The sequence below is a fragment of the Streptomyces sp. TSRI0281 genome, from assembly GCF_001905125.1.
Classification (GTDB): domain Bacteria; phylum Actinomycetota; class Actinomycetes; order Streptomycetales; family Streptomycetaceae; genus Streptomyces.
In genome coordinates, this window is the sequence record NZ_LWLE01000035.1 from 371769 (window position 1) to 396665 (window position 24897).

At 70.7% G+C, this 24897-nt stretch carries 16 protein-coding genes; 9 read left to right on the forward strand and 7 right to left on the reverse strand.

Going from position 1 to position 24897, the window contains the following annotated elements:
• Positions 1-37: 37 nt before the first annotated feature.
• A complete protein-coding gene (gene glgP / locus A6A29_RS36265; RefSeq protein ID WP_073727143.1) occupies positions 38-2701 on the reverse strand; it encodes an alpha-glucan family phosphorylase in 2664 nt (887 codons plus the stop codon).
• 673 nt (positions 2702-3374) lie between these two features.
• On the opposite strand from glgP, the gene A6A29_RS36270 reads away from it, so the two are divergent.
• The 4 genes from A6A29_RS36270 (at position 3375) to glgB (ending at position 11379) form a co-directional block, all read left to right on the forward strand.
• A complete protein-coding gene (locus A6A29_RS36270; RefSeq protein ID WP_073727145.1) occupies positions 3375-5477 on the forward strand; it encodes an alpha-1,4-glucan--maltose-1-phosphate maltosyltransferase in 2103 nt (700 codons plus the stop codon).
• Entirely contained in the window at positions 5474-7180 is a 1707-nt protein-coding gene (treS, locus tag A6A29_RS36275) for a maltose alpha-D-glucosyltransferase (protein WP_073727147.1), read from the forward strand. Before A6A29_RS36270 ends, treS begins: the two co-directional genes overlap by 4 nt.
• A gap of 219 nt (positions 7181-7399) precedes the next feature.
• Entirely contained in the window at positions 7400-8914 is a 1515-nt protein-coding gene (locus A6A29_RS36280) for a maltokinase N-terminal cap-like domain-containing protein (protein WP_079183167.1), read from the forward strand.
• A 74-nt stretch (positions 8915-8988) separates the two neighbouring features.
• The gene (gene glgB, locus A6A29_RS36285; protein ID WP_073727149.1) at positions 8989-11379 is read left to right on the forward strand and encodes a 1,4-alpha-glucan branching enzyme; all 2391 of its coding nucleotides are present in this window, start codon (positions 8989-8991) and stop codon (positions 11377-11379) included.
• A 67-nt stretch (positions 11380-11446) separates the two neighbouring features.
• Here glgB and A6A29_RS36290 read toward each other — a convergent pair whose 3' ends face one another.
• Positions 11447-12331, reverse strand: a complete 885-nt coding sequence (locus A6A29_RS36290) for an NAD(P)-dependent oxidoreductase (RefSeq protein ID WP_073727403.1) — start codon at positions 12329-12331, stop codon at positions 11447-11449.
• A gap of 97 nt (positions 12332-12428) precedes the next feature.
• On the opposite strand from A6A29_RS36290, the gene A6A29_RS36295 reads away from it, so the two are divergent.
• Together A6A29_RS36295 and A6A29_RS36300 are read left to right on the forward strand one after the other, a co-directional pair.
• Complete coding sequence (locus tag A6A29_RS36295) at positions 12429-13325, forward strand: TIGR04222 domain-containing membrane protein (protein WP_073727151.1); 897 nt, start codon at positions 12429-12431, stop codon at positions 13323-13325.
• 188 nt (positions 13326-13513) lie between these two features.
• Positions 13514-13813, forward strand: coding sequence for an NIPSNAP family protein (locus A6A29_RS36300; protein WP_073727405.1), 300 nt, complete (start codon positions 13514-13516; stop codon positions 13811-13813).
• Between the two features lie 6 nt (positions 13814-13819).
• Here A6A29_RS36300 and A6A29_RS36305 read toward each other — a convergent pair whose 3' ends face one another.
• The 3 genes from A6A29_RS36305 to A6A29_RS36315 all read right to left on the reverse strand — a co-directional run bounded on the left by A6A29_RS36305 (position 13820) and on the right by A6A29_RS36315 (position 18375).
• On the reverse strand, positions 13820-17386 hold the full coding sequence (locus tag A6A29_RS36305) for an nSTAND1 domain-containing NTPase (protein ID WP_073727153.1): 3567 nt from the start codon (positions 17384-17386) through the stop codon (positions 13820-13822).
• 239 nt (positions 17387-17625) lie between these two features.
• Positions 17626-17967 carry a thioredoxin gene (gene trxA, locus A6A29_RS36310; protein ID WP_073727155.1) on the reverse strand — a complete coding sequence of 114 codons (342 nt, stop codon included), beginning with the start codon at positions 17965-17967 and terminating at the stop codon, positions 17626-17628.
• A 3-nt stretch (positions 17968-17970) separates the two neighbouring features.
• On the reverse strand, positions 17971-18375 hold the full coding sequence (locus tag A6A29_RS36315; protein ID WP_073727157.1) for a MerR family transcriptional regulator: 405 nt from the start codon (positions 18373-18375) through the stop codon (positions 17971-17973).
• Between the two features lie 191 nt (positions 18376-18566).
• Here A6A29_RS36315 and A6A29_RS36320 point away from each other — a divergent pair, with 191 nt between their 5' ends.
• From A6A29_RS36320 to A6A29_RS36330, 3 genes are all read left to right on the forward strand, one after another.
• Complete coding sequence (locus A6A29_RS36320; protein ID WP_073727159.1) at positions 18567-20030, forward strand: family 16 glycosylhydrolase; 1464 nt, start codon at positions 18567-18569, stop codon at positions 20028-20030.
• Between the two features lie 161 nt (positions 20031-20191).
• Positions 20192-21184 carry a GlxA family transcriptional regulator gene (locus A6A29_RS36325; RefSeq protein ID WP_073727161.1) on the forward strand — a complete coding sequence of 331 codons (993 nt, stop codon included), beginning with the start codon at positions 20192-20194 and terminating at the stop codon, positions 21182-21184.
• A gap of 87 nt (positions 21185-21271) precedes the next feature.
• A complete protein-coding gene (locus A6A29_RS36330) occupies positions 21272-21898 on the forward strand; it encodes an isochorismatase family protein (protein ID WP_073727163.1) in 627 nt (208 codons plus the stop codon).
• A 92-nt stretch (positions 21899-21990) separates the two neighbouring features.
• Here A6A29_RS36330 and A6A29_RS36335 read toward each other — a convergent pair whose 3' ends face one another.
• Complete coding sequence (locus A6A29_RS36335; RefSeq protein ID WP_073727165.1) at positions 21991-23289, reverse strand: LPXTG cell wall anchor domain-containing protein; 1299 nt, start codon at positions 23287-23289, stop codon at positions 21991-21993.
• Between the two features lie 178 nt (positions 23290-23467).
• On the reverse strand, positions 23468-24829 hold the full coding sequence (locus A6A29_RS36340; RefSeq protein WP_073727167.1) for a cation:dicarboxylate symporter family transporter: 1362 nt from the start codon (positions 24827-24829) through the stop codon (positions 23468-23470).
• Positions 24830-24897 lie beyond the last annotated feature (68 nt).

Here is a 24897-nt window from a genome sequence, read left to right on the forward strand (position 1 = left end):
TCCGCGCACCGACCACGCCGTCCGCACACCGGACCCCTCAGCGCATCAGTACCCCCGCGCCCTCCCCCGTCGCCTCCGTCGGCAGCGCGACCAGGCCCGGTTCGGCGCCGGAGGCCAGCAGCGCGTGGGCCGGCAGGACCCGCACGGTGTAGCCGTACGGCCCCGTGCGGTCCAGCGCCAGCGGCCCCTCGTACAGCCGGCGGCCCTCCAGGTCGTGGCCGCCCGCCGGTTTCAGCGGGAAGACCTGGGCGTCCGCGATGGCGTCGCCGGAATCGACCCGCCCGGCGACCACCTGCACCTCCACGTCGTCCGGGTCGAGCCCGCCCAGCGCGATCCGGACCCGGAGCGCCAGCGTGGACCCCAGCTCCGCCGAGCCACCCGCGGCGGTGTCGGTGACGGCCTCGACATGGTCGACGGAGACCTTCGGCCAGGCCGCCCGGACGCGGGCCTTCCAGTCCGCCAGTTCCCGGGCCGCCTCGGGAACCAGGGCACGCCGGGCGAGGGCGGCGGGGGCGTAGAGCCGCTCGACATACTCACGCACCATGCGCCCCGCGAGCACCTTGGGGCCCAGGGTGACCAGGGTGCGGCGGACCATCTCGATCCACCGCTCGGGCAGCCCCTCGCCGCCCCGGTCGTAGAAGCGTGGCGCGACCCGGTCCTCGATCAGCGCGTAGAGGGCGTGGGACTCCAGCTCGTCGCGCCGGTCCTCGTCGACGGCCGAGCCGTCGGCGGTCGGGATCGCCCAGCCGAAGTCCGGCTCGAACCACTCGTCCCACCAGCCGTCGCGCACCGAGAGGTTGAGGCAGCCGTTCAGCGCCGCCTTCATCCCGCTGGTGCCGCACGCCTCCAGCGGCCGCAGCGGGTTGTTGAGCCAGACGTCGCAGCCGGGGTAGAGCTTCTGCGCCATCGCCATGCCGTAGTCCGGCAGGAAGACGATGCGGTGGCGCACCCGTGGGTCGTCGGCGAACCGCACCAGCTCCTGAACCAGCCGCTTCCCGCCGTCGTCGGCCGGGTGGGCCTTGCCCGCGACGACGATCTGGATCGGCCGGGTCGGGTGCAGAAGCAGTTCCCGCAGCCGGTCGCGGTCGCGCAGCATCAGCGTGAGCCGCTTGTACGAGGGGACGCGGCGGGCGAAGCCGATGGTCAGCACGTCCGGGTCGAGGACGTCGTCGATCCAGCCGAGTTCGGCCGTACCGGCGCCCCGCCTGCGCCAGGAGGCGTAGAGCCGCTTGCGCACCTCGGTCACCAGCTGTTCGCGCAGGACCCGGCGCAGGTCCCAGATCTCCCGGTCGGGGACGGCGGTGACGGCGTCCCAGCGCCTGGGCGTACCGGCGCGGTGCTCGCCGGCCACCTCCCCGCCGGCCAGCGCGTCCGTCGTCCGGTCGACGCCGAAGTGGCGGACGCCGAGCCGCAGGACCTCCGGGGCGACCCAGGTCGGCGCGTGGACCCCGTTGGTCACCGAGGTGATCGGCACCTCCGCCGGGTCGAAGCCCGGCCACAGGCCGGAGAACATCTCCCGGCTGACCGCCCCGTGCAGGGCGGAGACGCCGTTGGCGCGCTGGGCGAGCCGCAGCCCCATGACCGCCATGTTGAAGAGGTCGGGCTCGCCGCCGGGGTAGGTCTCGCGGCCGAGCCGGAGAATCCGCTCGACGCCGACGCCCGGCAGTTCGCCGCCCTCGCCGAAGTGGCGGGCGACCAGCTGCCGGTCGAAGCGGTCTATCCCGGCGGGGACCGGGGTGTGCGTGGTGAAGACGGTGCCGGCCCGCACCACTTCCAGCGCGGAGTCGAAGTCGAGGCCCTCCCCGGCGAGTTCCCGGATGCGTTCCAGGCCCAGGAGTCCGGCGTGGCCCTCGTTGGTGTGGAACACCTCCGGGTCCGGGGTCGCGGTGAGCCGGCAGTAGGTGCGCACGGCGCGCACCCCGCCGATGCCGAGCAGCATCTCCTGGAGCAGCCGGTGGTCGCTGCCGCCGCCGTACAGCCGGTCGGTGACATCGCGTTCGCCCGGCGCGTTCTCCTCGACATCGGAGTCGAGCAGCAGCAGGGGGACGCGGCCGACCCGGGCCAGCCGGACACAGGCGTGCAGGCTGCGTCCGCCGGGCAGGGCGAGCACCACTCGGGCGGGGGTGCCGTCGGTCTCCCTGAGCAGGGTGAGCGGGAGTTCGTCGGGGTCGAGGACGGGATAGTGCTCCTGCTGCCAGCCGTCGCGCGAGAGGGTCTGCCGGAAGTAGCCGTGCCGGTAGAGCAGACCGACCCCGATGAGCGGTACGCCGAGGTCGCTGGCGGCCTTGAGGTGGTCGCCCGCCAGGATGCCGAGTCCGCCGGAGTACTGCGGCAGGGCGGCGGTCACCCCGAACTCGGGTGAGAAGTAGGCGATGGCGGTGGGCAGTTCCGCGCCCTGGGCCAGCCGGTTCTGATACCACCGGGGGCCGTTCAGATACTCCCGGAGGTTCTCGGACGCGTCGGCGAGCCGGGCCAGGAACTCCTCGTCCCGGGCCAGCTCGGCGAGCCGCCCCGCGGACATGGCGCCCAGCAGGCGTACGGGGTCGAAGTCCGCGGGCCGCCAGCCCTCGGGATCGGCGGCGCGGAAGAGCTCTCGGGTCTCGTTGTGCCAGGACCACCGCAGATTGCGGGCGAGGTCCTGGAGGGGTCGCAGGGATTCGGGGAGGACGGGACGCACGGTGAATCGACGAATGGCCTTCACGTATTCCACCTTTACAGGGGACGTACGAATCCGAGGGGACGCACCACGGTGTGCGCCGCTCCGTCACCCTCGACGTTAACGGCGGCCGGTCCCCGGCAGCCACGGCGCGCGGACGGCTCACCGGGTCCGGCGGCTCCCGCCCCGCCCGCCCCCCGCAACCTCCCCCAGGCGCCCCAACGTTCCCGCGCGCATTCTTCCGCCTCACCGTTCACCTGCGGGTTTGGCCGGTTTCACCCCCGCACGCGGCCTTGTGGACCTTCGCACCACAGGGAAGGCTGCCGGGTGGCGCCGCAGAGCGGGTACCCGGAATCCGCCGGGGCGCCCCGGCCCCGTACGCCCACCGGGGCGCGCGCGGGAGCCCGGCTACGACCGAGTAGTTAACACGGGCGCCGGATTGCCCACCCGAAGACACGGGGAAGGCTTTCCCGGTACGCAGCCCGAACCAGGCCCGCACACGTTCTCCGTGCACGTTCTCCGTGCCCGAACCCCCGCGCTCCTCCCCCTTCGAGTGCCATTGGAGTGAACGCGGACAGGAGCGGCCATGCCCACAGCCCGTCAGCCGACAGCGGAGCAGCTACAAAGGACAAATCCCTATCATCGCGACATACGCGGTCATATCGCCGCACCTGTGCCGCACCCCGTGCACGCCGAGCTCCAGCCCCCAGGTGATTCCATGATCGGTCGAATTCCCGTCCTGGACGTCCGTCCTCTCGTCGACTGCGGCAGAAGGCCGGCGAAAGCCGTTGCCGGTGAGACCTTGCAGGTCACCGCCACCGTCTTCCGCGAAGGCCATGACGCGGTGGCTGCCAACGCCGTGCTGCGCGACCCGAACGGACGTACCGGCCCATGGACGCCGATGCGTGAACTCGCCCCCGGCACGGACCGCTGGGGCGCCGACATCACCCCGGACACCGAGGGCCGCTGGACGTACACGGTCGAGGCGTGGAGCGATCCGGTCACCACCTGGCGCCGGAGCGCCCGGATCAAGATCCCGGCGGGCATCGACACCGCCCTGGTGCTGGCGGAGGGCGCGGATCTGTACGAGCGGGCCGCCGCCGGCGTACCGAAGCGGGACGGGCGCGAGGCGGTGCTGGCCGCGGCCGACGCGCTGCGCGACACGTCCCGTCCGGCCGCGTCCCGGCTGGCGGCGGCCCTGGCCCCGGCGGCCGACGAGGCGCTCGCCCGCCACCCCCTGCGCGAACTGGTCACCCGCTCACGCCCGCTGCCGCTGAACGTGGAGCGCCGCCGGGCCCTGTACGGCTCCTGGTACGAGCTGTTCCCGCGTTCCGAAGGGGCCAGGGTGGAGCGGGCGGAGCCACCGGTGAAGCGGGGCCGGGGCAAGGGCGCGCGCACGGCACCGGCGACACGGACGGCACCGGCCGCGCGGGCCACCGCGGGAGCCGCGACGGATGCGGCGGCGCACACCTCACGCGTTGTCAGCGGCACCTTCCGTACCGCCGCCGAGCGGTTGCCCGCCGTCGCCGCCATGGGGTTCGACGTCGTCTATCTCCCGCCGATCCACCCCATCGGCACCACCCACCGCAAGGGCCCCGACAACTCCCTCTCCCCCGGCCCCGACGACCCAGGAGTGCCCTGGGCGATCGGTTCGGCAGCCGGCGGGCACGACGCCGTCCATCCGGAGCTGGGCACGCCGGCGGACTTCGACCACTTCGTCGAGACGGCCCGCACCCTGCGGATGGAGATCGCCCTGGACTTCGCACTCCAGTGCTCGCCCGACCACCCCTGGGTGAAGGAACACCCGGAGTGGTTCCACCACCGGCCCGACGGCAGCATCGCGTACGCCGAGAATCCGCCGAAGAAGTACCAGGACATCTACCCGATCGCCTTCGACAGGGATCTGCGCGGCCTGGTCGCCGAGACGGCGCGCATCCTGCGGTTCTGGATGGACCACGGGGTGCGGATCTTCCGCGTCGACAATCCGCACACGAAGCCGGTGGTCTTCTGGGAGAAGGTGATCGCCGACATCAACGGCACCGATCCCGATGTGATCTTCCTGGCCGAGGCCTTCACCCGCCCCGCGATGATGCGGACCCTCGGCGCGGTCGGGTTCCAGCAGTCGTATACGTACTTCACCTGGCGCAACACCAAGCAGGAGCTCACGGACTACGTCACCGAGCTGTCCGGCGAGAGCGCTTCGTCCCTGCGGCCCAACTTCTTCGTGAACACCCCGGACATCCTGCCCGGCTACCTCCAGGACGGTGGCCGCCCGGCCTTCGAGGCCCGCGCCGTGCTGGCCGCCACACTGTCCCCGTCCTGGGGGGTGTACGCGGGGTTCGAACTGTGCGAGAACACCGCGGTGCGTCCGGGGAGCGAGGAGTACCTGCATTCGGAGAAGTACCAACTCCGGCCGCGCGACTGGGAGTCGGCCGAGCGCGAGGGCCGTTCACTGGCACCGCTGATCACCTCGCTCAACCGGATCAGGCGCCGCCATCCCGCGCTCCAGCAGCTGCGCGACGTGCATTTCCACACCGTCGACAACGAGGCGCTGATCGCGTACAGCAAGCGCTCCGGGACGGATGTCGTCCTCGTCGTCGTGAACCTCGACCCGCACCACACCCAGGAGGCCACGGTCTCGTTGGACATGCCGAAGCTCTGCCTCGACTGGCACGAGACCGTACCGGTGCGCGATGAGCTCACCGGCGACACCTACCACTGGGGCAGGACCTTCTATGTGCGCCTAGAGCCGGGCATCACGCCCGCGCACATCGTGGTCCTGCGACCGTCCCCGCCGACCGGAGGGTCACCCACACCATGATCGTCAATGAGCCTGTCCACGACACGTTCGAGGACACTCCCGCCAAGGACCGCGATCCCGACTGGTTCAAGCGCGCCGTCTTCTACGAGGTACTCGTCCGGTCCTTCCAGGACTCCAACGGCGACGGCATCGGCGACCTCAAGGGCATCACCGCCAAGCTGGACTATCTGCAATGGCTGGGCGTCGACTGCCTCTGGCTGCCGCCGTTCTTCAAATCGCCGCTGCGCGACGGCGGCTACGACGTCTCCGACTACACCGCCGTGCTCCCGGAGTTCGGTGATCTCGCCGACTTCGTGGAGTTCGTGGACGCCACGCACCAGCGCGGTATGCGCGTGATCATCGACTTCGTCATGAACCACACGAGCGATCAGCACGACTGGTTCCAGCAGTCCCGCAGCGACCCGGACGGGCCGTACGGGGACTACTACGTCTGGGCCGACGACGACAAGCAGTTCCAGGACGCGCGGATCATCTTCGTCGACACCGAGACGTCCAACTGGACCTTCGACCCGGTGCGCAAGCAGTACTACTGGCACCGGTTCTTCTCCCACCAGCCCGATCTCAACTACGAGAACCCGGCGGTGCAGGAGGAGATCATCTCCGCGCTGCGCTTCTGGCTGGACCTCGGCATCGACGGATTCCGCGTCGACGCCGTGCCCTACCTCTACCAGCGCGAGGGCACCAACTGCGAGAACCTCCCCGAGACCCACGACTTCCTCAAGCGGGTCCGCAAGGAGATCGACGCCAACTATCCGGACACCGTGCTGCTCGCCGAGGCCAACCAGTGGCCGGAGGACGTCGTCGACTACTTCGGCGACTACCGGGCGGGCGGCGACGAGTGCCACATGGCGTTCCACTTCCCCGTGATGCCACGGATCTTCATGGCCGTACGGCGCGAGAGCCGCTACCCGGTCTCGGAAATCCTGGCGAAGACCCCGGCGATCCCGAAGAACTGCCAGTGGGGCATCTTCCTGCGCAACCATGACGAGCTGACACTCGAAATGGTCACGGACGAAGAGCGCGACTACATGTACGCGGAGTACGCCAAGGACCCCCGGATGCGGGCCAACATCGGCATCCGGCGGCGCCTGGCCCCCCTGCTGGACAACGACCGCAACCAGATCGAGCTGTTCACCGCCCTGCTCCTGTCGCTGCCCGGCTCCCCGATCCTCTACTACGGGGACGAGATCGGGATGGGCGACAACATCTGGCTGGGCGACCGGGACGCCGTACGGACCCCGATGCAGTGGACGCCCGACCGGAACGCCGGGTTCTCCTCCAGTGACCCCGGGCGGCTCTACCTGCCCACGATCATGGACCCGGTCTACGGCTACCAGGTCACCAATGTCGAGGCGTCCATGGCCTCACCGTCGTCGCTGCTGCACTGGACGCGGCGGATGATCGAGATCCGTAAGCAGAATCGGGCGTTCGGCCTCGGCTCGTACACCGAACTGCCCTCCTCGAACCCGGCGGTGCTGGCGTTCACGCGTGAGTACAAGGACGACCTCGTGCTGTGCGTCCACAACTTCTCGCGCTTCGCACAGCCCACGGAACTGGACCTGAGGTCGTTCAACGGGCGTCATCCGGTGGAGCTGATCGGCGGGGTGCGCTTCCCCGCCATCGGGGAGTGGCCCTACCTGCTGACCCTCGCCGGACACGGCTTCTACTGGTTCCGGCTGCGCAAGGACGTCCCGGCCCTCTGAGCCCGCGCCGCCCCGTGCGCGGCGGTTTCCGCCGCCCCGCACGGGGCACTCTCCCCCACATCGAGCTCTTCCGGGCTCCTCCGGGCCCTTCGGGGCTCATCAGGTCGAGTCCGTACGGATCATCCTCACCCGACACGTCCCGCACAGCCGGACAGCCATTGCCGCAATCCGGGACACTCTTCGCATCCTGTGGTGTGCCCGGGGAAAGGACGCGATGCCATGTCGGAGACTGCATCCCCGCACGTCGCCCTGGCGAAGAGCACGACGAACAGGGCAGCGAAGAGCAGCGCAACGAGGGACAGCGGAACGAAGGACGGCGTGCCGGACAGCGGCACGCCGGGCAACGACTCCACGAAGAGCGGTCCGGCGGAAAGCTGCGCGACGAGCGGGGCGCTGCTTCCGTCACTCGTTCCCCTGCTCCATGAATGGCTGCCCCGGCAACGGTGGTTCGCCGGCAAGGGACAGCCGGTCACCGGCTTCTCCCTCCTCTCGGCGACCGAGATGCTGCCGGTGGACAGCGGCTCCACGGGGCCGGGTCTGCTCCATCTGCTCGTCCGGGTCCAGCAGCCGGCCCTGTCCGCCCGCACGGCCGACGACTGCTACCAACTCCTCCTCGGCGTACGGGCATCCCTGCCGCCCCGGCTCGCCCCGGCCCTGATCGGCCGGGTGACACAGGGGCCGCTGGCCGGGCGCACCGTGTACGACGCACTGCACGATCCGCGGCTGGCGGGCCTGTTGCTGGAACGATTCCGCTGCCCGGGGGTGCTCGGCCCCCTCCGCTTCGACCGGACCGCGCCGATCCCGCCGGGGCTGACCCCCCGGGTGCTGGAAACCGAGCAGTCCAACTCCTCGCTCGTCTACGGCGACGCGTACATCCTCAAGATCTTCCGCCGGGTCTTCCCCGGCACGAACCCGGATCTGGAGCTGCCGCTCGCGCTCACCCGCGAGGGGTGCGTACGGGTGCCCGCCCCGGTCGCCTGGTTCGAGGCCACCGCCCCCGAGCCGCTCACCCTCGGTGTGCTCCAGCCCTTCCTGCACGGCGCCCGGGACGGCTGGCAGCTCGCCCTGGGCGCGCTGGCCGAGGGCCGCGACTTCCTCCCCCAGGCGCGGGCACTGGGGGAGGCCACCGCCGAGGTGCACACCGCGCTCGCCGCCGCCCTGCCGACACCCGCACTGGGCGGGTCGCAGGCCCGGCACCTCGTCGCCGGGATGACCCAGCGGCTGGAGGCCGCCGCCCGGGCCGTCCCGGCGCTCGTGCCGTACGTCCCCGGGCTGCGCACCGCGTTCGACGCCGTCGCGGCCCTCGGGCACCAGGGCCACGACTGGGCCGCGCAGCGGATTCACGGCGATCTCCACCTCGGCCAGACGCTCTGCTCCGACGACGGTTTCTGGTCACTGATCGACTTCGAGGGCGAACCGTCCCGCCCCCTTCCGGAGCGCCGCCGCCCACAGCCGCCGGTACGCGATGTCGCGGGCATGCTCCGCTCCTTCGACTACGCGGCCCGCTCGCACCACCCGTGGAACGCGGAGTGGGCGGCGCGCTGCCGTGCCGCGTACTGCGAGGGCTACGCGGAGGCCGCGGGCGCCGACCCGCGGGGCGAACCGGAGCTGCTGCGCGCCCACGAGACCGACAAGGCGGTGTACGAGGTGCTGTACGAGGCACGGCACCGCCCCGACTGGCTGCCGGTGCCGATGGCCGCCATCCACCGCCTGGCCACGGCCACCACGGTCTGAACGCCTTTTCCCCCTCCCCCCATCCCCCGCCCCACCCCGTGCTTTCCCTGACACCCTCCGAGGAGGCAGTCCCTGTGACCGCCCGCAAGCCGTCCCGCAATCCGTCCCGTTCCCGCAAGACGTCCGATGGCGTCGAGGTCCCGCCCGTCCAGCAGCCGGTGCCCACCGGGATCACCGCACCGGCCGCTGTCTCCGTGACCGCACCCCCCGCGACCGCCGACGCCGACACCGCGGCCGCCCCGCCCCGCCCCCGTCGGGGCGGCGGTCAGGGTGTCCGGCCGGCGCCGCCCCTGGACGACGGGGACCGGGGACGGCTGCTGGCCGGTGAGCACCACGCTCCGCACGGTCTGCTGGGGGCACACCTGACCCGGAGCGGGGTGGTGCTGCGGGTGCTGCGCCCGTTCGCCCACTCGGTCACGGTGCTCGGCAAGGGGCTGAGGGCCGAGCTGCACGAGGACGGCGACGGCTTCTTCTCCGGGGTGCTGCCGGTGCCCGCCGTACCCGAGTACCGGCTCCAGGTGGCCTACGAGGACGACGAGATCGAGGTGCAGGACCCGTACCGCTTCCTGCCCTCGCTCGGTGATCTCGATCTGCACCTGATCGGCGAGGGCCGCCACGAGGAGCTGTGGACGGCGCTCGGTGCGCGGACCATGGAGCACCAGGGTGTCGCCGGGACCCGGTTCACGGTGTGGGCGCCGAACGCTCGCGGGGTGCGGGTGAGCGGTGACTTCAACTACTGGGACGGCACGGGCTTCCCGATGCGTTCGCTGGGCTCCACCGGGGTGTGGGAGCTGTTCGTGCCCGCGGTCGGGGAGGGCGCCCTGTACAAGTTCGACATCTGCCGGCCCGACGGTTCGCACACGCTGCGGGCCGACCCGATGGCCCGCCACGCGGAGGTGCCGCCCGCCAACGCCTCGGTGGTCACCGCATCGCACCACGAGTGGCAGGACGCGGAGTGGATGGCTCACCGGGGCGACCGCCCGGTGCACGAGGCCCCGTTCTCGGTCTACGAGGTGCATCTGCCGTCCTGGCGACCGGGTCTGACCTATCGTCAGCTTGCGGCGCAGCTTCCCTCGTACGTCAAGGACCTGGGTTTCACGCATGTGGAGCTGATGCCGGTCTCCGAGCACCCCTTCGGCGGCTCCTGGGGCTACCAGGTCACGGGCTTCTTCGCGCCGACCTCGCGCATGGGCACCCCGGACGACTTCCGGTTCCTGGTGGACGCGCTGCACGGGGCGGGCATCGGCGTGATCGCCGACTGGGTCCCCGCGCACTTCCCACGTGACGACTGGGCGCTGGCGGAGTTCGACGGGCGCGCGCTGTACGAGCACTCGGACCCGTCGCGGGCCGCGCACCCGGACTGGGGGACGCTGGAGTTCGACTTCGGCCGCAAGGAGGTGCGTAACTTTCTTGTCTCCAACGCCACTTACTGGTGCGAGGAGTTCCATATCGACGGGCTGCGGGTCGATGCCGTCGCCTCGATGCTCTATCTCGACTACTCCCGCGAGGACGGAGAGTGGTCGCCGAACGAGCAGGGCGGCCGGGAGAATCTGGACGCGGTCGCCTTCCTCCAGGAGATGAACGCGACCGTCTACCGGCGCAACCCCGGGGTCGTCACCATCGCCGAGGAGTCCACGGCCTGGGACGGTGTCACCCGCGCCACGCACCATGTCGGCCCCGGCGGCTTCGGCGGTCTCGGCTTCGGGCTGAAGTGGAACATGGGCTGGATGCACGACTCGCTCGGCTACGTGGAGAAGGAGCCGGTGCACCGCAAGTACCACCACGGCGAGATGACCTTCTCCATGGTGTACGCGTACAGCGAGAACTACGTCCTGCCGATCTCGCACGACGAGGTGGTGCACGGGAAGCGTTCACTGGTGAGCAAGATGCCGGGCGACTGGTGGCAGCAGCGGGCCAACCACCGGGCGTACCTCGGCTTCATGTGGGCGCATCCCGGCAAGCAACTCCTCTTCATGGGGCAGGAGTTCGCCCAGGGAGCCGAGTGGTCCGAGGGGCACGGCCCCGACTGGTGGCTGCTCGACCCGTCGTACGGGGCGTCGCCGGACCACCGGGGCGTCCGCACGCTGGTCGGCGATCTGAACGCGGTCTACGGGGCGCTGCCGGCCCTCTGGCAGCGCGACACGGTGCCGGAGGGGTTCAGCTGGGTGGACGGCGGCGCGTCCGAGGACAACGTGTTCGCGTTCCTGCGGTACGACGCCGACGGCTCACCGCTGCTCGCGGTCTCCCACTTCTCCCCCGCCGTACGGCACGACTACCGCCTCGGTGTCCCCGACGCGCCGGAAGCCTGGGTGGAGGTGCTGAACACGGACGCGGCCCGCTACGGCGGCGGCGACGTACGCAACGAGGAGCCGCTGAAGCCGGAGGCGGTGGCCGCGCACGGCAGTCGGGCGAGCATCACGGTGACGCTGCCGCCGCTGGCGACGGTGTGGTTCCGGCCCGCCTGATCCACCGGAGGGCACGGGGGCCGCACCGCCGCGGTGGCGGGCGCGGCCCCCTGACGTGGGCGCGGGTTCAGCGCTCGTCGAGCACCTCGACGATGCTCGACCAGGAGTCGGGGCCGTGTCCCGCGGCGATGGCCCGCTCGGCGGCCGCCTTGATCGCGACGAGCTGCCCGGTGTCCAGACCTCGCCCCTTCGTGGTGTGCAGGATGTGGTCGATGCCGGCGGTCATCATGGCGAGGTTGGCCCCGCTGCCCTCGTACACCCGGGAGTGCACGTCGGTGCCCGTGCGCTCCACGATGGCCGGGAGGATGCCCGCGATGGTGTTCAGGTACGGGGCGAGCGCCGCGCCGTCGATCCCCTCGGCCCTGGCCAGCGCGAAGGCGTGGACGAGACCGCCCATGGCGCCGTAGAAGAAGTCCAGCATCGCCATGTCGTAGGCGGCGGCGAGACCGTGGTCCTCCCCGAGGAAGGTGGCGGGCTCCCCGATCGCCTTGAGCGCGCTCTCGCACTTGTCGTACACGGCCCGCTCGCCGGCGTAGAAGACCAGCGCCCGCGCCGTGCCGACCACCGGGACGGGGACCATGACCGCCCCGTCCAGGTAGTCGAGGGAGTGCTCCTTCGCCCAGGCGGCGGCCTCCCGTGCGCGCAGCGGGATGTCGGAGCCGAGATTGATCAGGACGCGCCCGGCCAGCGCGTCGGCCAGCGGCGTGAGGACCTTGTCCGACGCGTCGTAGTCGACGAGGCAGACCACGACGAGATCACCGGCCCGGACGGCGTCCTCCGCGGAGGCGGCCCGCACGGCGCCCCGCGCCACGAGCTGCTCGCCCTTGTCGGTGGACCGGTTCCACACGGTGGTGGGGTGACCGGCGTCCAGGAAGGCGCCGGCCAGGGCCTGGCCCATGGCGCCGAGACCGAGGACAGTAATGGGTGTGGGGGAGTTATTCACATGCGTCATGTGCACCATGGTCACCAAGCGAACACGGATTGCATAGAACGTACTTGGTTGTCAGATGCTGACAATCGGGTAAGTATCCAGCTCAGGGGGGCACCGAGTGGGCACAGCCGCGTGGACCGCGATCGTGTCGGCCGACGGCGTGGGCGTGGCGGCTCTCTGCGCCCTCATGCTGACCCTCTCCGGGCGGCGCTCGGGCCGCGCCCCGGTCCAGGATCCCGGCCCGTACGAGGTGGCGTACCTCGCGGGCGGGCCGCCGCGCGTGGTGGAAGCGGCACTCCATGAGGTGTGGGGCGGCGGCGATGGGGTCGCCCGTCACAACGGACGGCTCCGGCTCCCCCCGCCCCCGGAGGGACGCGACGCCCCCGTGGAGCGCGCGGTGATCACGGAGTGGGGAGCCCCGGGCGGCACAGCACCCGCACGGCTGCGGGCGCGTGCGGTGCGCAGCGGCCCCGTCCGGGAGACCGGGGACCGTCTCGTCGACGACGGCCTCGTGCTGCGCCCCGGGCGTGCGCGAGCGCGTCGGCTCGTGGGACGGGTACTCGTCGGCGCGGCGTGCGCAACGGCGGCTCTGGCGGCGTGCGCTCTCGTACGGGACCTTCCGCACCCCGGCCCCCTCCTCGCCCTCGCCGCCTGCGGGTGGGCCGTCCGCGCGGCGTGTCCCACCCGGGGAACGCTGACCCCGGCGGGACGCCGCCACCTCGTCCGGATGCGGCGGACCGCTCCATGGGCCGCGTCGGACCTCGGAGCCGTGGTCTTCGGCGAGCGGAGCGGACTGCCCGGGGAGCCCCCCGCGGGACGGTCGCACCACGGGGCCCACCCCGGCCTGCCGTCGGTCGGCCGGACGCTGATCAAGCTCGGCAAGGCCCTCGACCGCGAGGACGAAAGACACCCCGGTCCGGGTGCGGACGACAGAACCGGTGATCACGGCGGCCTGTCCGACGCCCCCGCCCACCACAGCTGCGGATCGGGCAGCGGCTGCGGCAGTTCCTACTGAGGCCGACGTGGGTCACCGGCGCGGGACGCCCCGCCGCTCATCGGATGGGCATGGGTTTCACGAACAGCTCACCCTCAGCAGGAAGCGAGGCTTCGCGCCCCACCCGGAGGGGAAGCCTGAGGGGGCCGCCGCTCGTAGCCATGTGTCGTGTAGGCACCTACCGGGGCGAGCTCCAGGAGGACTGCTCCATGCCCAGAACCACCCAGCTCCGCACCTACGTTGTCCGCGAGGGGATGCTTGATGAGTGGGTGAAGCGCTGGCGCGAGGAAATCGTCCCGCTCAGGCTGGAGTTGGGCTTCACGATCGGCGGAGCGTGGGTCGACCGTGAACGCAGTCATTTCGTGTGGCTGATCTCGTACGACGGGCCGGAGACGTTCGAGGAGCGCAACGCTCTCTACTGGTCGTCACCGGCCCGTGGGCAGATGGGCCTCGATCCCGGCACCTACTTGGTGAGCAGTGACGACCGCACCGTGGAGGAGCGCTATTGACGGCACCTACGGCGAGGTGAGCGGCAGCATGTGGTGGTCCCGTTCATCCTCCGCGAGTGTCCGGAAGACACGCCCTCGTGCGTGCGCCTCAAGCTGAACAAAGTCGGGTTCCGCCCTCCAGACGCGGGCAGTGCCGTCGCTGGAGGCCGTGAGCAACCGGGTGCCGTCCCTCGACCAGCCGACCGACGTCACCTTGTCCTGATGAACTCCGACCACCGTGATCTCCTCGAAGGTACCGGCGGACCACATGCGTACGGTTCGGTCATCGGAACCTGTGGCGATGTACCGGCCGTCAGGTGACCAGGCGACGGCGCGGACTCGCCCTTCGTGACCCTTGAGTGTGTCGATGCGCCGCCCCGTACCGGTCTCCCATACTGCGGCGGTCCAGTCTCCGGAGGCAGTGGCGATCCTCTGCTCGTCCGGAGACCAGGCAAGGTCATCCACGTAGTTGTCGTGTCCCCGCATCAGGGTGTACTGACGGCTCTCCGCGACGTCCCACACGCGACAAGTGCGGTCGTCGGAAGAACTGGCGAGCAGCCGGCCGCTGGGTGACCAGGAGATGCGGCCGACCCAGTCCTGATGTCCTGCCAGTGCGACGAGTTCGGTGCCTGAGTCGGCCGCCCATACCCGCACGGTGCCATCGTGGCCGCCGGTGGCGATACGCAGGCCGTCGGGCGACCAAGCACAGGCTTCGATGACATCGCCATGGTGCTCGAAGACCGTGGTGGAGTCGTGGTCCGTGACACGGAAGGTTCCGGCATGGGTACTGAACGCAATCCGGTCGTCCTGCGGCGACCAGGCCACGCTCCACGCACGGCCGTCCGCCGCGATCGCCTGTCCGGCGGAACCGCCCGTCGCCGCGTTCCAGAAGCGGACGGTGCCATCGTCGGAGGCGGTGGCAATGCGGCTCTCGTCACGGGACCAGGCCGCCTGATTCACCGCGCCCCTGTGCCCGTCGAACAGTACGCTCTCGGCCCCCCTCGGCCTCAGATCCCATACGTGCCCGGTGCCGTCGGTCGAGCTGGTGGCGAGCTGACGGCCCGACGGAGACCACGCAACGCCCCAAACGGTGTCGGTGTGGCCCCGGAGTACGGCGAGAACCTTCGCATCGTCGGTACTGACAATGCGCACGGTCCGGTCGGAGGAGGCGGAGGCGAGCGCCCGGCCGTCCGGGGACCAGGCGATGTTCCACACATAGTCGTCGTGCCCGCGCAGGAGCAGCCGCAGGTCCCCGGTCAGCGCGTCGAAGATCCTTGCGGTGCGGTCGCCCGAGCCGGTGGCGATGCGGTGTCCGTCCGGGGACCAGGCGATACCTTCGACGAAGTCGGTGTGACCGGTCAGTGTCGTCAGCGGTGAGCCCGTCGCCAGGTCCCACACGATCGCCGTCTGGTCATGGGAAGCGGAGGCCACGCGCGCACCGTCCGGCGACCAGGCAACGCCCCAGACATCGTCGCGGTGCCCACACAGCTCGTGGACGAGCTCGCCGGAACCGGCCTCCCAGACCCTGACCCTGCAGTCCTTCGACGTGGCGGCGACGAGTCTCCCATCGGGCGACCAGGCCACCTGTCGTCCGATATCGGTGGCACCGGCCAGCAGCCGAACAGGTTCTCCCGAAGCGGCATTCCAGATCCGTACGACGTTGTCCCGGCCGGTGGTGGCGATCTGCGAGGAGTCGGGCGCCCAGGCGACTCCCTCGACCATCACACCGTGCGCCGGGAGCACCTTCAGTACACGTCCGGACCTCGCGTCGAAGACACGGGCCGAGCCGTCTCTGGACGCGGTCGCCAGCGAGTCACCGTCGGGGGACCAGGCGACGTGGCGGACGGTGTCCGTGTGCCCGTCCAGCCGGATGCGGGCGTGGCTGAACGCCAGCGCCGTCATGAGCCCACGGCGGACCGACGACGTGGGCAGACATTCACTCACCGCCGCAAGGGCGAGGAGGATCGACTGCTCCGGGTGGCTCGCGGCGCTCTCGAGCACATGCCGGCCGATGCCGTCGGAGACGCGGCGCAGGAAGGCCTGATCGCGTCGCTGCGAAGTCTGGACGAGCAGGCGTGCCGAATCGGAGGCCTGGCCGGACTCCTCCAGTGCGACGAGCCAGCGCTGAGCGAGGGACAGCCTTTCGCCGGTGAGGAGGTAGTCGGTGCTGCGGCCGGAGCACGACCAGTCCTCGGCCCATTGTTCGAGTTCGGCGCGTTGTCGCAGTTGCTCGACGCGCGCCTCCACCTCCTGTCTCAGGGGCGCCCACTGGCGGAAGAGCGCTTCGTGAGTCACCTGGGCGTACGGCTCCTGGTCCGAAGAACCCTCGTGGTGAACGGCCGACATCAGGAGCCGGGCGTCCACGAAAGCGTCGACGATGTGGCGTTCCCGGTCCGTGAGTTCGGACAGCGGGACCCGCCTGCGCGCCACCTCCTGCCCCTGAACCGTCACGAATCTGAGGAGGACGCGGAGCACAACATCGATACCGCCCTCCCCGGCCCCGGTATCGGCTCCAACCTGCGACACCGTGTGATCCGCCTGCCGTGCGAGTGCCCCGGCGACGCCGCCGAGGCTGCGGTAGAGCTCCTCCGTCACGGTCTCGCCGGGGCCGGAGGCGAAGTAGAGCTCCTGCAGAAGGTAGGCGAGCAAGGGCAGCGCATCATCCGTGCCCGCGTCGTCGACGATGCTGTTGACCACCCCCGGTGCGAAAGTGAGGCCCACCAGCTTTCCAGGCCGCTCCACGACCTGCGCGAGCCGGCTTCTGCCCAACGCCCCAATGGCGATCGGGTGTTGAACCACGTCCGCGTATCCGGTGGCGAGAAGCTGACCGAGAAAGTCGACTCGCAGCGTGGCCAGGACCCGGATCGTGGAGTCCTGAGCCACGCACGCCCGGAGCGCTTCGAGGAACTGGGCGCGCTCCCGCGGTCCGGCAAGAGTGACCACTTCCTCGAACTGGTCGATCACCAGGAGCGTGCGCCGGAAGCGGCCGCCCCGCAACCGTGACAACTCCGACGGCAACGCGCCGGGGCCCTGCCGAAGACGCCGCAGGACGGCACTCACCGGCTCCTGGCCCCCACCGGCCGTCACGATGGACGCGGCCAGAGCAGCGAGCGGATTCGGGCCGGGCGCGAAAGCGGGAAGAACTGTCCACCGCCGCCCCCGCAGCCGAGGCATCACACCGGCTCTGACCAACGAGGACTTTCCGCTCCCGGAGGCTCCCACAAGCACGAGGTATCGGTCACCGGGTCGCTGCGACGACATGTGGAGTCTGTGGGTCAGCTCCGCGGCCTGTGTCTCCCGACCGAAGAACGCCGCCGCTTCGTCCTCGTCGAACGCGTCCAGCCCCGGATACGGCACCCGGTCACGCGGCCAGTCCACGGGCGGCGGAGCGGGGTTCTCAAGCCGGTAGACGACGACCTGACCGACCACCATGGCGACGACCAGCAGGCCGATGGCGGGAATGGATGCCTGTTGCAGGACGTGCAACAGCCACGGCACATCGTCCACATTGGTGGCGTAGTTGGTGACGATGCCCAACAGACTGGCGATAAGCACCAGCACGATCTGGAGGGCCAGTTGCAGACGATGCCTCATAAAGCGTCAACCATGCTCTCGCCGCTTCCGCGCACGCCCCGCCCCCCGCTCCCGCACCAACGAGGACGCCGATCGCACGACAGCGGGGCGCCGGTGATTCACGACCATCATCGGAGCCGGGAGCGGCGATCTCAACATCCTCCGGGAATTCAAGCCACGTCGCCGCCCACGCATTCGGCAGAGACGGACACAGGTTCACCGCACAACATGACTTTCGGCCACCGGGGCAGCCGCCCGGATCATGCCGGCGCGAACACGTCCTCCAGTTCCTGGAGCAGCTTTCGCTTCGGGCGGGCGCCCACCATCGACTTCACCGGTTCGCCCGCGCGGAACACCATCAGGGTCGGCGTCGAGAGCACTCCGTACCGCACGGTGATGCCCGGGTTGTGGTCGACGTCGAGTTGGACGATCTTGAGCCGGTCGGCGTCCTCCCGCGCGATCGCGCTCAGCACCGGGACGAGCTGGCGGCAGGGGCCGCACCAGTCGGCGGTGAACTGCACCAGGACGGGCAGGCCGGCCGCCAGTACCTCCTGGTCGAAGGTCTCATCGGTGACGTCGGCGACACCTTCTGCATGGATCATCTGTCATCCTCCCAGTTCACAACGTGGTTCCGGACCGCCGGGCAGCTCGGCGGACGCTTCGAGTTCCGCCCGTGCGAGCTGTGCGCCGACCTCCGTACGGACCGTGCGCAGCTGCTCGATGAGCGCGTCGAGTTCGCCGAGCTTGCGCCGGTAGACGGCGAGCGAGGCGGGGCAGGCGTCGCCCGCCGGGTGACCGGCGCGCAGGCAGTCGACGAACGGCCGGGTCTCCTCCAGATCGAACCCGAAGTCCTGAAGGGTCCGGATCTGCTGGAGCATCCGCAGGTCGCTCTCGTCGTACGTGCGGTAGCCGTTCACCGCGCGCCGTGCCTGAAGAAGTCCGCGTGACTCGTAGTAGCGCAGAGTCCGCGTCGTCGTCCCGGCCCGCTCGGCCAGCTCACCGATTCGCATATGCCGACGGTAATCCTTGACGCGGGCGTCAAGGCAAGGACGGGAAGCCTCTCACCGTCTGCGAGGGTTCCATTGCTCTGTGCATTCAAGAAGTTAAAAGTGTGACGCCATTGACGGCTCCTCCGTGTGCATCTACAAAAGCTGAGAGCGCTCTCAGACACTCACCAGCACCACCTCACCGGAGGTGTTCCTTGAGCACGAGCCGCATCCCCCACAGACGCACCACCGTCCTCGCCGCACTCACCGCGTCCGCCCTCGCACTCGCGGGGCTGGTCACCGTCCTGGGGTCCGGGTCCGCGCGGGGTGACGTACCGCCCGCCCCGGGCTGGAACCTTCAGTGGAGCGACGACTTCAACGGCGCCGACCGCTCGCTCCCCTCGGCCGCGAACTGGCAGATCGACACCGGCCACTCCTACCCCGGCGGGCCCGGCAACTGGGGCACGGGCGAGGTCCAGAACTACACCTCCAGCCCCGACAACCTCAGCCTCGACGGGAACGGCAACCTCCGGATCACCCCGCTGCGGGACGGTGCGGGCAACTGGACCTCGGGCCGGGTCGAGACCAAGCGGGCCGACTTCAAGGCTCCGGCGGGCGGCACCCTGCGCATCGAGAGCCGCATCCAGATGCCGAACGTCACCGGAAACGCGGCGCTCGGCTACTGGCCCGCCTTCTGGGCGCTCGGCTCCCCCTACCGGGGCAACTACTGGAACTGGCCGGGCATCGGCGAGTTCGACATCATGGAGAACGTCAACGGGATCAACTCCGTCTGGGGCGTGCTGCACTGCGGTGTGAACCCGGGCGGCCCATGCAACGAGACCAGCGGCATCGCCAGCAACAGGGCCTGTCCAGGAGCGAGTTGCCAGTCGGCGTTCCACACGTACCGCTTCGAGTGGGACCGCTCGGCCACGCCGAACGCCCTGCGCTGGTACGTGGACGACCAGCTCTTCCACACGGTCACCCAGAACCAGCTGGACGCCGGCACCTGGGCCAATATGACCGACCACGCCGGGTACTTCGTCCTGCTCAACCTGGCGATCGGCGGCGCGTTCCCCGACGCGCTGGCCGGGAAGACCCCGACCGCCGACACCGTCCCCGGCCGCCCGATGCTCATCGACTACGTCGGCGTCTGGACCCGTGGAGGCAGCGGCCCCACCGATCCCCCGGACCCGACCGACCCGCCCACCGGCTCGTCCACGCTGGCGCTCCGCAGCGGTGGCGGTCTCGGCGCGGCGCAGTCCACCGCATCGGCCGTCACGCTCGCCCCGGCGGGCGGCGCCAACCATGACGGCACCCCGCACAGCCCGCAGACCTTCACCGCCTCCGGCGTCACCAGGACGTACGACGGTGGGGCCACCCAGTTCGACCTGCTCGTCGACGCGGGCACCACGATCGCCAACGGCCAGCAGGTGAGGGTGAGTTACGACCGCACGGGCGACGGGACCTGGGACCGTACGGAGACGTACGCCTACTTCCCGACCGACCCCGTACCCGGCTACGAGCACTACACCCAGAGCCGGGGCCTGAAGTCCGCGACCGGAAGCCACGGCAATCTGGTGAACGGCACGGTGAAGGTCGAGATCTGGAACGCCATCGGGAACGGCTCCAGCACCGTCGGGGTCGGCAATCAGTCCGTCGTCCGCATTCCCTTCGGCTGACGGATCCCGGACCGGGGATGACGTGTGGCCGGTACGAGGGCTCCCGTACCGGCCACACGTCATCCCCGGTCCGGCGAGGGACGTCCGCACGGGCCCGGCGTGTCCGGATGTGACAGGGAATCGTCATTGCGGTCATCGTGGGCGGACACGAGGATGGAGGCATGCCCCATCCCCACCGTGTCGTCATCGCGGTCTTCCCCGATGTCGATCTCCTCGACGTCACCGGCCCGGCCGAGGTCTTCGCCCTGGCCAACCGGGAGACCGCGGGCCGCGCCGGGTACGAGGTCCGCCTGGCGGGGCCCGCAGGGGGCGAGGTGCGGACCTCGGCGGGTGTGCGGCTGCTGGCCGACCTGTCGTTCTCCGAGGTCGGCGGCCAGGTGGACACGCTCCTGGTGCCCGGCGCGGTCGACATGACCGAGGAGGGCCCCACCGCGCGCATCGACCAGGATGTCGTGGCGTGGGTGAAGGACACCGCACCGCACGCCCGGCGGGTGGCATCCGTGTGCGTGGGCGCGCACCTGCTGGCCGCGGCCGGACTCCTCGACGGGAGGACGGCGACCACCCACTGGTCGACCGCCGCCCAGCTCGCCGCCGACCACCCGGCCGTCACCGTCGACCCGGACCCGATCTTCGTACGGACCGACCGGGGGCGGATCTGGACCGGCGCCGGGATCAGCGCCTGCCTGGACCTCGCGCTGGCCCTGGTGGCCGAGGACCAGGGGGAGGACGTCGCTCTGGCGGTGGCGCGGCAGCTGGTGATGTACCTCAGACGACAGGGTGGCCAGAGCCAGTTCTCCGTGCCGCTCAGCCGGCCCGCCACCTTCCGCCGCGACATCGACGAGCTGCGCCTGTGGATCGCCGAGCACCTCGACGAGGACCTGTCCGCGGAGGCCCTGGCGGCCCATATGTGCCTGAGCGAACGGCACTTCGCCCGGGTGTTCAAGCAGGAGACCGGCGCAGGCCCGGCCGCCTACGTCGAGGCCGCCCGGGTCGAGGCGGCCCGGCGCCTGCTGGAGACCACCGACTGCCCGCTCGACCGGGTCGCGGCCACCGCCGGGCTCGGTTCGGTCGAAACCCTGCACCGGGCGTTCAAGCGGCAGCTCTCCACCACCCCGGCGGCCTACCGCCGCCGCTTCCGTACCCGTACCGCCTGACCTTCGCCGCCCACCCGCCCCGTCCCGCCCGTACGCATGCGACGCGGACAGCTTCGCCATGCGTCCTTCCGCCACGAAAGGCACACCATGAGCACGGACCGGCAGCCCTCCACGACCCTGCGCGACGTGATCGGCCTCGACAGCCGGCCTGCCGCGCTGAGCGAATCCGTCCTGATCCTGATCGACTACCAGAACACCTACCGCACCGGCGTCATGGCCCTGGAAGGCGCCGAGGAGGCCCTCGCGGCCGGTGCCCGCCTGCTGGAGCGCGCCCGTGCCGCGGGCACCCCGGTCGTCCACGTCATCAACGACGGCGGCGAGAACACCCCCTACGACATCCGCGCCCACCTCGGTGCCCTCAGCGACGAGGTCGCGCCGAAGGACGGCGAGGCGGTCGTGGTCAAGCAGTTCCCCAACGCCTTCCACCTCACCGAACTGGAGAAGACCCTCACCGGCCTGGGCGCCGCTCCGGGCAGCGGGAAGGACCTGGTCCTCGGCGGCTTCATGACGCACATGTGCGTCAGCCACACCGCCCAGGGCGCCTTCAACCTCGGCTACCGCCCCACCGTCGTCGCCGAGACGACCGCCACCCGCGCGCTCGCCGCCCCCGACGGCACCGTCCTGCCCGCCGCCGTCCTGCAGAAGGCTGCCCTCACCACGGTCACCGACCTGTTCGGCACGGTCGTCCCCACCGTCGACGCCCTCCCCGCCTGAAACGGGACCCGCCGCCGGGCGGCAGGGCCGACACCCTGCCGCCCGGCGGCGGCGACGTCACCCCGGAGGCGTGGGGCGCGGGGGTACGAGGGCTACTTCCGCACTCCGGTCCGCCTGCGCATCGCGTAGAAGATCCCGCCGCCCGCCACCACGGCCGCTCCCGCCGCGCCGATCACCGGCACCGTGGAGTCCGACCCGGTCGACGCCAGGCCGCCGCCCGTCGTCGTCCGCGAGCCGGTGCCACCGGTGGACGTGGAGCCGCCGGACGACCCGGCCGAGGAACCCGTACCGCCGCCGGTGACGGAGCCACCGGTGGTGGGCGAACCACCCGAGCCGGACGAACCGCCGGTACCCGAGCCGCCCGGACCGCCCGAGCCACCGCTCGTACCTCCGCTGCCACCGCCCGGACCGGCGGTGATCACGATCTCGGCGGTGTCATTGGCCGCGTTCTTGTCGAAGGGCCGGGCCTTCCCGCTGAACGACACCTTGCCCACCGCCTTCTTCACGGCCTTGTCGATCCGGAGCACGAAGGTGTACGACTCGCCGCCGTTCTCGTCGACCCAGGACTGCGAAGTCCCGCACCGGTAGTGCGAGGCGGTGACCTTGTGGCAGAAGCCGTGCGGCTTCACCACCGACGTCCCGGCCGGTATCCGGATGTCGACGGTCGCGGCTCCCTGGCCCTGTTCGAGGTAGACCCAGCCCGGTCCCTCGTTGGTGAACTTCACCTCGGCGGTGACCTTGTCGCCCACCTTGCCGGTGACCTTCGCCCCGGACAGCGCGTAGTCGGCGGTGTTGTCCGAGGTGACGTCGACCACCGCGTAGTCCTCGGAGTGCTTCTTGCGTTCGGCCTCGTCGGCCGGGCCCTTCTCCACCAGTTTCAGCGGGGCGCCCGTGCCCGGTACGGGGTCGGGCCCCCCGTCGTCGCCGGAGGGGGACGGCTCGGTGCCCCTCACCGTCATGTAGACGTCGTCGTACAGCGCGGTGTCCAGCGCCTTGAGCCCGACCGGCCGCTCGGGGACGTAGACGACACCGGGCTTCAGCGGCTGGTCGATGGCGCAGACCGCGTAGTGCGAGTCCGGGTTCTCGTCGTGGGAGGAAACGGTCCCGTAGCGGCAGTTGGAGTAGGAGTCGGCGGCACGGAGCCCCGGCGACACGGCGTAGGACACCCAGACCTTCGCCACCTCCTCGGTCCCCTTGTTCAGCACCGAGAACGGCATGCCGAAGCCCTTGCCGGGCTCGGCTCCGGTGATCCGGGTGAGATTCCCGATCCCGAGGTCGGGCTCCCCCTCGTCGGCGAGCGCCGGTGTGGCGCCCAGCCCGGTCAGCGCGACGGCCGCGAGCGAACCGACTCCCCCGCGCAGGATGCGACGGCCGGTCTGGGTCTGGTTCATATGGGGTCCTCTGTGTGACGCGTGACGGAACTCGTTGCCTGTACGGAAGACACCCGCCGTCCCCTCGGGGTTGTACCGCGGTTCAGCAACGGACCGGGGCAGCCGGGCCGTTGACGGCTCGGCTGCCCCCGTCCGGGTGGCTGCGTGGAGGGTCCGACGACGTCCGTGTTCCGGAGTGTCAGACCTTCGCCGGCAGCTTGTCGTCCTCGCGCGGCTCCGGGACGTCGGGCGCCGCCGCCGGGGCGTGGTCGTCGACGAGCGTCCTCTCGTCGAAGGGGACCTTGCCGGAGAGGACCCGGTCCACGCGCTCCTTGTCGATCTCCTTGGTCCAGGTCCCGACCAGGACCGTGGCGACCGCGTTGCCCGCGAAGTTCGTCAGGGCGCGGGCCTCGCTCATGAAGCGGTCGATGCCGACGATCAGGCCGACGCCGTCGACCAGATCGGGGCGGTGCGACTGGAGGCCGCCCGCGAGGGTGGCGAGACCGGCGCCCGTGACACCCGCCGCGCCCTTCGAGGCGATCACCATGAAGACGAGGAGCGAGATCTGCTCGCTCGCACTCAGCGGGTCCCCCATCGCGTTGGCGATGAACAGGGAGGACATCGTGAGGTAGATCGCGGTGCCGTCGAGGTTGAAGGAGTAGCCGGTCGGCACGGTGATGCCGACGACCGGCTTGCTGACACCCAGGTGCTCCATCTTCGCGATCAGCCGCGGCAGCGCCGACTCGGAGGAGGAGGTGGACAGGATCAGCAGGAACTCGCGTCCCAGGTACTTCAGCAGCGAGAACAGATTGACCCCGGCGACCAGCCGCAGGATCGTGCCGAGCACCACGAAGACGAACAGCGCACAGGTGACGTAGAAGCCGACCATGATGATCGCGAGGGACTTCAGCGCGTCCAGACCGGTCTCGCCGACCACCGCCGCCATCGCGCCGAACGCGCCGACGGGAGCCGCCCACATGATCATGGCGAGGATGCGGAAGACGAGGCGCTGGATGTGGCCGATGCCGCGCAGGACCGGTTCACCGGCCGCGCCCATGGCCTGGAGCGCGAAGCCCGCGAGGAGTGCGACGAGCAGGGTCTGGAGCACTTCGCCCGCGGTGAAGGCGGAGACCATGGTGGTCGGGATGATGCCGAGCAGGAAGTCCACGGTCGACTCACTGGCGCCCGCCGCCTGCTTCTCACCGGCGGCACGGGCCGCCTCGGTGAGGTGGAGACCCGAGCCGGGCTCCAGGATGTTGCCGACGATCAGGCCGATCGCGAGGGCGACGGTCGACATGACCAGGAAGTAGCCGAGTGCGAGCCCGCCGACGGCACCGACCTTGGCGGCCTTGCGGACGGAGCCGACGCCGAGCACGATCGTGCAGAAGATGATCGGGGAGATCATCATCTTGATCAGGTTCACGAAGCCGGTTCCGATGGGCTTCAGCTCCACGGCGACCCCGGGGGCCAGGAAGCCCACGAGGACGCCGAGAACCACGGCACCGATCACGGCGATGTACAGATAATGGGTTCGGTCCCGCTGAGCGGCTGACACTGCCACGGGGGCCTCCTCGGCTCGGTCGTGGTCGCTCCCCGTCCCTGGGGGCTCCGGTGACTATCCACCTCCCT